This window comes from Janthinobacterium sp. SUN073 (genome assembly GCF_030397665.1).
In the GTDB taxonomy this organism is placed as follows: domain Bacteria; phylum Pseudomonadota; class Gammaproteobacteria; order Burkholderiales; family Burkholderiaceae_D; genus Janthinobacterium.
Genome location: NZ_JAPUBT010000009.1, coordinates 236,035 through 244,935, shown reverse-complemented (window position 1 = coordinate 244,935; position 8,901 = coordinate 236,035). Strand labels below are relative to the sequence as shown.

Below are 8,901 nucleotides of genomic sequence, written 5' to 3'. Positions count from 1 at the left end.
TATTTCATTATTTCTTGTGAACATTTGATATTTTAAGTTAGACGCCAATCCGAAGATTGACGCTGCACTTACATCAAATGCCCACACTTATCGACTGTTAATTGTTAAAGAACGGTATTCGGTGCTACTTTCGCGCCATCGACAAAGCGTTGTGTTTGTCAGCTGCGAAGAAGAAAGAGTATGAAGCATTTCACTACATCCGTCAACTCCTTCTTTTCCTGCCCAGCCCCTGAAGGCTGTCCCTTTTGTGCCGCAAACTAGTGCGTCTCATCGGGGAGGCGAATCATATCAAAGACCGTCGAACTTTGGCAAGCGCTTTTCAAGGAAGGCGTGCATGCCTTCTTTTTGTGCAGGCGTGCCGAAGGCGGCCTGGAACAAACGGCGCTCGTAGGCGACGCCATCGGTCAACGTCGTTTCAAAGGCGCGGTTGACGCAATCCTTGATCATCATGGCAACCGAGGTCGGCATGGCGGCGATGGTCTTGGCGGCGGCCAGGGCTTCTTCCAGCAATTTATCGGCTGGCACCACGCGCGACACCAGGCCGATGCGTTCCGCCTCGACAGCGTCGATGGTACGCGCCGTCAGCAGCAGATCCATGGCCTTGGCCTTGCCGATGGCGCGCGGCAAGCGCTGCGTGCCGCCCGCGCCCGGCGTGACACCGACCTTGATTTCCGGCTGGCCGAATTTGGCGCTGTCGGCAGCGATCAGGAAATCGCACATCATGGCCAGTTCGCAGCCGCCGCCGAGCGCATAACCGGCCACCGCGCCCACCACCGGTTTGCGCACGCGCAAGATATGCTCCCAGTTGCGGCTGATATAACCCTGGGTGAAGGTGTCCGGATAGGTGTAATCGGCCATGGCGGCGATATCGGCGCCGGCGGCGAACGCTTTTTCACTGCCCGTCAGCACGATACAGCCGATATTCTCATCCGCGTCGAACTTGAGCAAGGCATCGCCCAGCTCATTCATCATGTTGTCGTTCAAGGCGTTGAGCGCCTTCGGGCGGTTCAGGCGGATGACCGCCACTTTGTCCTGGATGTCGATGATCAGGTCTTCGTATTGCATAGTGTCTCCTCTCGATGAACGGTGGCACGATTGTAGCGGCTAACGGCGGCGGTGCGGCGAGTGCGCTGCTATTATTGTGAGCCCGATCATTTATTATCGAGCAGCGTATTTTCTCTTCCTTCTTCCAGTATTGCGCCCGCCACCTGCGCGGCGACGGCAGCGCCGCCAGCGTCAATTTTCGCCGCTTGTGGTTCAGCAACGGCCTCAATTGCTTCGGCGCCCAGATCACCTCGCTGGCCCTGCCCCTGTGCGCGGTATTGTTATTGCATGCGACGCCGGAACAGATGGGGATGCTCGTCGCCCTGCAGGCGCTACCGTTTGCCCTCTTCGGCTTGCCCGTCGGCGTGCTGCTGGACCGGCGCAGCAAGCACCCGATCATGCTGTTCAGCGAAACCATGTCGGGCCTGGCGCTGGCCAGCGTGGCCGTCGCCTACTGGTGCGGCGTGCTGTCGATGCCCTGGTTATATATAGTGGGATTCATCATCGGCACGGGCTTCGTCGTCGGTGGCGGCGCCGAACAGGTTTTCCTGACATTCCTGGTGGGCCGCGACGGCTTGATCGATGCGCAATCAAAGTTTGCCGCCACCGAATCGGCTTCGCGCCTGATCGGCCCCGGCCTGGCCGGCGTGCTGGTGCAAGTCCTGTCGGCACCCGTCGCCATCCTGTGCACGGCTTGCGGCTATCTGGTTTCCGTCTTCAATCTGCGTGCCATGAGCGTGCGCGACCCGCGGCCTGCACCGTCAGACAAGCACGCCTTGCGCGACATCGCCGACGGCTTGCTGTTTGTCTGGCGCGAACCACTGCTGCGCGCGCTGGCCTGGGGCGCCGGCATCTGGCACTTCCTGTTTTACGCCAGCATGGCCTTGACGGTGCTGTTCGCCACGCGCGACCTGGGCATGAGTCCTGGCGTGCTGGGCATGACACAGATGCTCGGTGGCGCCGGCGTGCTGCTCAGCGCCTTCATCGTCAAGCCACTGACACGCCGCTATGGCGCCGGCCGCACCATTCTCATCGGACTGGCGTCCACCTCCGTGTGCTTTGCCATGACGCCCACCATCCCCGCCGCTCTGTTCGGCAGCGCGGCCGCCAGCGCCGTGGCCTATGCCGTGCTGATGTTCTTTTTTGATTGCGGCGTGATGCTGTTCTTTATTCCCTACCTGGGCTTGCGCCAGAAGGTCACACCCGACCCCATGCTGGGCCGCATGACCTCGACCATGCGCTTCCTGACGGTGGCGACGGCGCCGCTGGGCGCGCTGGCCGCCGGCTGGGTAGCGGAACACTTTGGTGTGCGCAACGGCCTGGCCTGCATCGCGGCGGGCAGTATTTTGTTGACCGTCGCCATGGTGTGGGGCACGCCGCTGCGTAGCGTGCGCACCTGATGCGATGAGCGGGCATACACTGCTGAAAGATTGCCTTGGCGACATTATTCATGCCAAAGCCTGTGAGGTTTGATTTACATCAAGGTTTTAATTGATGTAAATCCATAAGCTGTCTTACATCACTTTAGGAGCACGTCATGTTTAACACCATCTTATTTCCCACCGACGGCTCGCCGCTGTCCGACAAAGCGGCCGAGACGGCCCTCGCCTTCGCTCAATTGAACAAGGCCAAGCTGGTTAGCATCAGTGTGGTGCAACCGTTTCCGTTCTCGCCGATGGCCGATGGCGGCATCGTGCTCGACGCCGGTTTGTACGAGCAACAAATGCAGGAAGCATCGCAACGCGCCGTCGACAAGATCGGCGAAGCGGCGCGCGCCGTCGGCGTGCCCTTCGAAGGCGTGGTCGTCGTCTCGCCCAGCCCGCACGAGGAAATCGTCAATGCGGCGCAAACCTACCATTGCGACATCATCCTGATGGCTTCGCATGGCCGCAAAGGCTTGAACAAGCTCTTCGTGGGCAGCGAAACGCAAAAAGTGCTGGCGCATACCCAGCTGCCAGTCATGGTCCTGCGCTAACACCTAACCAAACCTACTGCGCGTCGCGATTTGCGGCCTGCGATGCTCACTGTGCTAAAGCACAGCTGCGCTTCTCAGCCGCAACTCACTGCCGCTCGCTACGGTTTTGTTAGGTGTTTTATTATGTAGGTACCGACCTTGCCCCCCGACGCCGCCAGGACTCTCTAGCGCGCCGGTGCCTGCTTCGGCAACAACACCCACACGGCGCCGCTCTGCTTCATGCGGCCCGCATTCTCGGCCGCTTCCGCGCCAAAGCCAAAGAAGTAATCGACCCGGATGGGCCCGCGAATGGCGCCGCCCGTATCCTGCGCCATCACCAGCCGTTGCAGGGGAATCTCGCTATTGGCTTGCGTGGTGGACAGGAACACGGGCGCACCCAGCGGCAGGAAGCGCGAATCGATGGCCACCGAGCGCTGCGGCGTCAACGGCACGCCCAATGCGCCCTTCGGTCCCACTTTGGGATCGGGCAAACGCTCTTCCTTGAAGAAGACATAGCTCGGATTGGCGTTGAACAATTCATCCTTGCGCGTGGGGTGGCCGGCGATCCACGCCTTGATGCCCTGCGCGGACGCCTGGCTCAGCGTCAGCTCGCCCTTGTCGACCAGGTAGCGACCGATGGATTTGTACGGGTGACCATTCTGGTCCGCGTACGCCACGCGCACGGTTTCCTGCGTATCGGTCAGTTGCACGCGCCCGGAACCCTGCACTTGCAGGAAGAAGGCCTCGACTTCGTCATCCACCCACAGCAATTCCTTGCCCGTGACGGACGTGGCGCGCTCGATGTCGGCGCGGGTCGCGTACGGGATCACCTTCTTGCCCACCAGCTTGCCGCGCAAGCGCATGTTTTTCAATTCCGGATACACGCCGGACAAGTCCACCGAAACGAGATCGTCAGGCACCTTGTACAGCGGTGTCTGGTAGGGACCGCCGCGCTTGCGCGCGCCATGCAGCAGCGGCTCGTAGTAGCCCGTTACCAAACCGGTATTGGCGCCATCGGCGGTGATGACTTGATTGGGCACAAAGAAGGTCTCGAAGAACAGACGGATGGCCTTGTCGCTGTCCGCATTCACCTGGCGCGCGATGCTGCACGACTCTTTCCAGTCCGGGCGTTTCACCAGCACGCCGCACGAAGCCATGAAGGCAGGCCAGGCGGCGCGCATGTCGTCGCGGGCCCAGCCTGGCAAGGCGGCAAATTTGGCGGGCACGAACGTTGGGGCCGCAGCATCCGTCGCGTCTTTGGCATCCTTGGCCTCGGCCGGCTTGGCCGGCACCGGCCTGACGACGGTCGGGGCGATGGCTGGCGCCTTGCCGCCGGTGGCAGCGGGTGGGGTGGACGGCGTGGTACAGGCGGAAAGCACAAGCGCGACGGCACCGACTGAAACGGGTAGACTACCGCGTGTCAACAGACGGCGGGTAAATACTAAGCTGCGGGTAAATAACATAGGGGTACGTATGTGGATCTTGATGATAGAGGCGCTGGTAGCGTTCTTCTTGCTGGCATTTATAGTCTGGTGGACCATGTATTCGGGCAAAAAGCCCGCGCCACCGGCGCGCAAGCAGCTCGGCGAAGAACAGGACAGCACCGAAAAGCTGAAGTAAGGGGGCGCAAGCCCCCCGGCGTTTCGTTAATGCAGGGTACGCGGCACCGACAGCACGAACTCGGGAATCGACGCTTCGAACTGATGACCATCCTCGGCCACGCAGAAGTATTCGCCGTGCATCGAGCCTTGCGGCGTGCCCAGCATGGTGCCGCTCGTGTATTCGAACTGCTCGCCCGGCTGCAGCAGCGGCTGGTGGCCGACGGCGCCCAGGCCGCGCACCTCTTCGACCTTGTTGTTCGCATCCGTGATGACCCAGTGGCGCGAAATCAGTTGCGCGCCAGCCGTGCCCGTGTTGACGACGCGAATCGTGTAGCTGAACACGTGCCGCCCCTGGTCGGGGGCCGATTGCTCGGGCAGATATTGTGTCTTGACCGTTACCGTAAATTCATAAGTCGCCATCGTCATTCCTATTCAGACATTGCCAGTCGTATATTGTGTGTCGCGCGCGCCGCATTGGCCATCGCGCGCCGTGTATTCTGCGTTCCAGTGAGGCATGGTAACGGCGTCAAGCGTAAAATAGCGCATCTTCGCATTTTCTACTCTTAGCCCTAAGCCACCATGACAACATTCCGTATCGCTCCCAGCATCCTGTCCGCCGACTTTGCCCGCCTGGGCGAGGAAGTGCGCAACGTCGTTACCGCCGGCGCCGACATCATCCACTTCGACGTGATGGACAACCATTATGTGCCGAACCTGACCATCGGCCCGCTGGTGTGCGAAGCGATCCGCCCGCACGTGCAAGTACCCATCGATGTGCATCTGATGGTCAAGCCTGTCGATCGCATTATCCCGGATTTCGCCAAGGCTGGCGCGAACATCATCACCTTCCACCCGGAAGCGTCGGATCACCTTGACCGTTCCTTGCAGCTGATCCGCGACAATGGCTGCAAATCGGGCCTGGTGTTCAACCCGGGCACGCCGCTGCACTACCTGGAACACGTGATGGACAAGATCGACATCATCCTGATCATGTCGGTCAACCCGGGCTTCGGCGGCCAGTCCTTCATTCCGCAAGCACTGAAAAAAATCGCCGAAGCACGCCGCATGATCGACGAATCGGGCCGTGACATCATGCTGGAAGTCGATGGCGGCATCAAGATCGACAACATCGGCGCCGCCGCTGCCGCCGGCGCCGACACCTTCGTCGCCGGCTCGGCCATCTTCGGCAAGCCGGATTACAAGGCCGTCATCGATGCCATGCGTGCCGAATTGGCAAAAGTGACGGGCGCCTGATGCAAGCGGGCACGGTGAAAGACCACGTACTGGCCGGCGTGCGCGCCGCCATCATCGACCTCGATGGCACGATGCTCGACACCGTGCCCGATTTTCATGTCGCCATCAACGGCATGCGCGCCGAACTGGATCTGGCGCCCATCAGCGCCGAGGCTATCAAGCTGATGGTGGGCAAGGGCTCGGAAAACCTGATCCGCACCGTGCTGGCGCTCGACTTCGACGCGGCCGGCGTGGAACAACACTTCGACGCGGCAATGGAAGGCTACCAGCGCCATTACCTGGCCATCAATGGCCAGTACAGCACCCTGTATCCGGACGTGGAAGCTGGCTTGGCGGCGATGAAGGCGGCGGGCTTGCGCCTGGCCTGCGTCACCAACAAACCGATCGCCTTCGCCCTGCCCCTGCTGAAGCAGAAAAACCTGGATGGCTATTTCGAGATCGTCTACGGTGGCGATTCGCTGCCGCAGAAAAAACCGCATCCCATGCCGCTGCTGCAAGTGTGTGCGGACTTCGACCTGGCGCCCGCCAAAGTGGTGGCCATCGGCGACTCCTCGAATGACGCGCAAGCGGCACGGGCGGCGGCTTGCCCCGTCTTGACCGTACCGTATGGTTACAACCACGGACACTCTATACACGACACCGATTCCGATGGTATAGTAAATACGCTGCTCGAAGCGGCGCATTTTATAAGCATGCACAACAGACCAGCATACTGACCCACACCACATCGTGAACACGTTTCTCATCAAAAAACACAATGTCACCCAAACCGGCTCGATTGAGGCCTGGCTTTGGCGACGCTGGCAATCCTGGCAGGCCTGAGGGCCGAGCCGTGTAAGATTGCTGTCGGCGGCACGCGCGCATTTGCGTGTTGTATGCGCCGGCAGGTTTTTTGATAACCCACCGCAGGATCTGTGCTTTTAAGCACGACGCACACGCGTACCCTGGCGGCATGGAGAGACACATGACTGAACTCGAATTCAAATCGCTGTCCCAGCAAGGCTACAACCGCATCCCCCTGATCGCGGAAGCTTTTGCCGACCTCGAAACCCCGCTCACGCTGTACCTGAAACTGGCGCAAACCCAGCAAGGCGGCAAGAACACCTTCTTGCTCGAATCCGTCGTCGGCGGCGAACGCTTCGGCCGCTATTCCTTCATCGGCTTGCCCGCCACCACGGTGCTGCGCAGCCATGGCAACCGCACCGAGATCGTCAGGAACGGCGCCGTGATCGAAGAGCACGAAGGCAATCCGCTCGACTTCATCGAACAGTACCAATCGCGCTTCAAAGTGGCCCTGCGCCCCGGCATGCCGCGTTTCTGCGGCGGACTGGCCGGCTACTTCGGCTACGACACCGTGCGCCACATCGAGAAAAAGCTGGCCGGCGGCGCGCCGAAAGACGACTTGAACCTGCCCGACATCCAGTTGATGGTGACGGAAGAACTGGCCGTCATCGACAACCTGTCCGGCAAGCTGTACCTGATCGTCTACGCCGACACCACGCAGCCCGAGTCGTTCAGCAAAGCGCGCCAGCGCCTGAAAGACTTGCGCATGATGCTGCGCCGCGGTGTCGATGCGCCCGTCACCAGCGCCTCCGTGCGCACGGAAACCATCCGCGACTTTTCCAAGGAAGACTACCTGAAGGCGGTCGCCAAGGCGCATGAATACGTGATGGCCGGCGACCTGATGCAGGTGCAGATCGGCCAGCGCATCCGTAAACCCTATGTCGATTCGCCGCTGACCCTGTACCGCGCCCTGCGTTCGCTCAATCCGTCGCCCTACATGTACTTCTATAATTTCGGCGACATGCAGATCATCGGCGCCTCGCCCGAGATTTTGGTGCGCAACGAGACGAGGGCGGACGGCGGCAAGAAAGTCACCTTGCGCCCCATCGCCGGCACCCGTCCACGCGGCGCCACGCCAGAGCGCGACGCCGAACTGTCGGCAGAACTGCTGGCCGATCCGAAAGAGATCGCCGAACACGTGATGCTGATCGATCTGGCCCGCAACGACATCGGCCGCATCGCCGAAACGGGCAGCGTGCAAGTCACCGACCGCATGGTCATCGAAAAATACTCGCACGTGCAGCACATTGTCTCGAACGTGGAAGGCACGCTGAAAGACGGCCTGTCGAACCTGGACGTGCTGCGCGCCACCTTCCCCGCCGGCACCCTGACGGGCGCGCCGAAAGTACGCGCCATGGAAGTGATCGACGAGCTGGAAATCACCAAGCGCGGCATCTATGGCGGCGCCTGCGGCTACCTGTCGTTTGGCGGCGAAATGGACGTTGCGATCGCCATTCGCACAGGCGTGATCAAGGACGGCATGTTGTACGTACAGGCCGCGGCCGGCATCGTGGCCGACTCGATCCCCGAAATGGAATGGCAGGAAACCGAAAACAAGGCGCGCGCCGTATTGCGCGCCGCCGAACAAGTGCAAGATGGCCTGGATGGGGAGTTTTAAGATGCTGCTGATGATCGACAACTACGACTCCTTCACCTACAACATCGTGCAGTATTTCGGCGAGTTGGGCGAAGACGTGCGGGTCTACCGCAACGATGAAATCACGATCGAGCAGATCGAAGCGCTGAACCCGGACCGCATCTGCATCTCGCCCGGCCCGAAAGCGCCGGCACAGGCGGGCATTTCGGTGGCAGTGCTCAAGCACTTCGCCGGCAAGAAACCGATACTCGGCGTCTGCCTGGGCCATCAGGCCATCGGCGAGGCGTTTGGCGGCAAAGTCATCCGCGCCAAGCAGGTCATGCATGGCAAGACTTCCCTCATCGCGCATACGGGCGTGGGCGTCTTCAAAGGCTTGCCCAGCCCCTTCACAGTGATCCGCTACCACTCTTTGGCGATCGAACGCGCCTCGCTGCCTTCCTGCCTGGAAGTGACGGCGTGGACGGACGACGGCGAAATCATGGGCGTGCGCCACCGGGAATACGATATCGAGGGCGTGCAGTTTCACCCCGAATCGATCCTCTCGGAGCACGGCCACGCCCTGCTGAAGAATTTCCTCGAGCGCTGATCCCATGCGCACGCCACGGCGT

The 8,901-nt window shown here is 61.0% G+C and carries 10 protein-coding genes; 7 read left to right on the top strand and 3 right to left on the bottom strand.

The genetic code is table 11. The features are described 5' to 3' along the window. Positions 1–288: 288 nt before the first annotated feature. Complete coding sequence (locus O0882_RS22380) at positions 289–1,065, bottom strand: enoyl-CoA hydratase (RefSeq protein ID WP_289951614.1); 777 nt, start codon at positions 1,063–1,065, stop codon at positions 289–291. A 185-nt stretch (positions 1,066–1,250) separates the two neighbouring features. Between O0882_RS22380 and O0882_RS22375 the strand changes: the two genes are divergently transcribed. Then, positions 1,251–2,444, top strand: a complete 1,194-nt coding sequence (locus O0882_RS22375) for an MFS transporter (protein WP_289951612.1) — start codon at positions 1,251–1,253, stop codon at positions 2,442–2,444. 137 nt (positions 2,445–2,581) lie between these two features. Beyond that, on the top strand, positions 2,582–3,019 hold the full coding sequence (locus O0882_RS22370; protein WP_219136708.1) for a universal stress protein: 438 nt from the start codon (positions 2,582–2,584) through the stop codon (positions 3,017–3,019). A 164-nt stretch (positions 3,020–3,183) separates the two neighbouring features. Here the strand turns inward: O0882_RS22370 and O0882_RS22365 are convergent, their stop codons facing one another. After that, positions 3,184–4,377, bottom strand: coding sequence for a murein transglycosylase A (locus O0882_RS22365; protein ID WP_354670283.1), 1,194 nt, complete (start codon positions 4,375–4,377; stop codon positions 3,184–3,186). Positions 4,378–4,483: 106 nt separating this feature from the next. Between O0882_RS22365 and O0882_RS22360 the strand changes: the two genes are divergently transcribed. Then, a complete protein-coding gene (locus O0882_RS22360) occupies positions 4,484–4,618 on the top strand; it encodes a hypothetical protein (RefSeq protein ID WP_289951606.1) in 135 nt (44 codons plus the stop codon). A 26-nt stretch (positions 4,619–4,644) separates the two neighbouring features. Here O0882_RS22360 and apaG read toward each other — a convergent pair whose 3' ends face one another. After that, on the bottom strand, positions 4,645–5,019 hold the full coding sequence (gene apaG, locus O0882_RS22355; RefSeq protein WP_071079584.1) for a Co2+/Mg2+ efflux protein ApaG: 375 nt from the start codon (positions 5,017–5,019) through the stop codon (positions 4,645–4,647). Positions 5,020–5,178: 159 nt separating this feature from the next. Between apaG and rpe the strand changes: the two genes are divergently transcribed. From rpe to O0882_RS22335, 4 genes are all read left to right on the top strand, one after another. After that, positions 5,179–5,853, top strand: a complete 675-nt coding sequence (rpe, locus tag O0882_RS22350; protein WP_071079585.1) for a ribulose-phosphate 3-epimerase — start codon at positions 5,179–5,181, stop codon at positions 5,851–5,853. After that, the gene (locus tag O0882_RS22345; protein WP_289951601.1) at positions 5,853–6,569 is read left to right on the top strand and encodes a phosphoglycolate phosphatase; all 717 of its coding nucleotides are present in this window, start codon (positions 5,853–5,855) and stop codon (positions 6,567–6,569) included. Before rpe ends, O0882_RS22345 begins: the two co-directional genes overlap by 1 nt. Positions 6,570–6,817: 248 nt before the next feature. Further along, positions 6,818–8,314 (top strand): anthranilate synthase component I, encoded by a 1,497-nt coding sequence (trpE, locus tag O0882_RS22340; protein WP_289951598.1) that lies wholly within the window; start codon positions 6,818–6,820, stop codon positions 8,312–8,314. A 1-nt stretch (position 8,315) separates the two neighbouring features. Beyond that, a complete protein-coding gene (locus O0882_RS22335) occupies positions 8,316–8,879 on the top strand; it encodes an aminodeoxychorismate/anthranilate synthase component II (RefSeq protein WP_046682234.1) in 564 nt (187 codons plus the stop codon). Positions 8,880–8,901: the final 22 nt, after the last annotated feature.

Bases quoted from the DNA above. Each gene is read 5' to 3' on its own strand.
- O0882_RS22380 (WP_289951614.1), bottom strand. From the start codon at position 1,065: ATGCAATACGAAGACCTGATCATCGACATCCAGGACAAAGTGGCGGTC.
- O0882_RS22370 (WP_219136708.1), top strand. From the start codon at position 2,582: ATGTTTAACACCATCTTATTTCCCACCGACGGCTCGCCGCTGTCCGAC.
- O0882_RS22360 (WP_289951606.1), top strand. From the start codon at position 4,484: ATGATAGAGGCGCTGGTAGCGTTCTTCTTGCTGGCATTTATAGTCTGG.
- apaG (WP_071079584.1), bottom strand. From the start codon at position 5,019: ATGGCGACTTATGAATTTACGGTAACGGTCAAGACACAATATCTGCCC.
- rpe (WP_071079585.1), top strand. From the start codon at position 5,179: ATGACAACATTCCGTATCGCTCCCAGCATCCTGTCCGCCGACTTTGCC.
- O0882_RS22345 (WP_289951601.1), top strand. From the start codon at position 5,853: ATGCAAGCGGGCACGGTGAAAGACCACGTACTGGCCGGCGTGCGCGCC.
- trpE (WP_289951598.1), top strand. From the start codon at position 6,818: ATGACTGAACTCGAATTCAAATCGCTGTCCCAGCAAGGCTACAACCGC.
- O0882_RS22335 (WP_046682234.1), top strand. From the start codon at position 8,316: ATGCTGCTGATGATCGACAACTACGACTCCTTCACCTACAACATCGTG.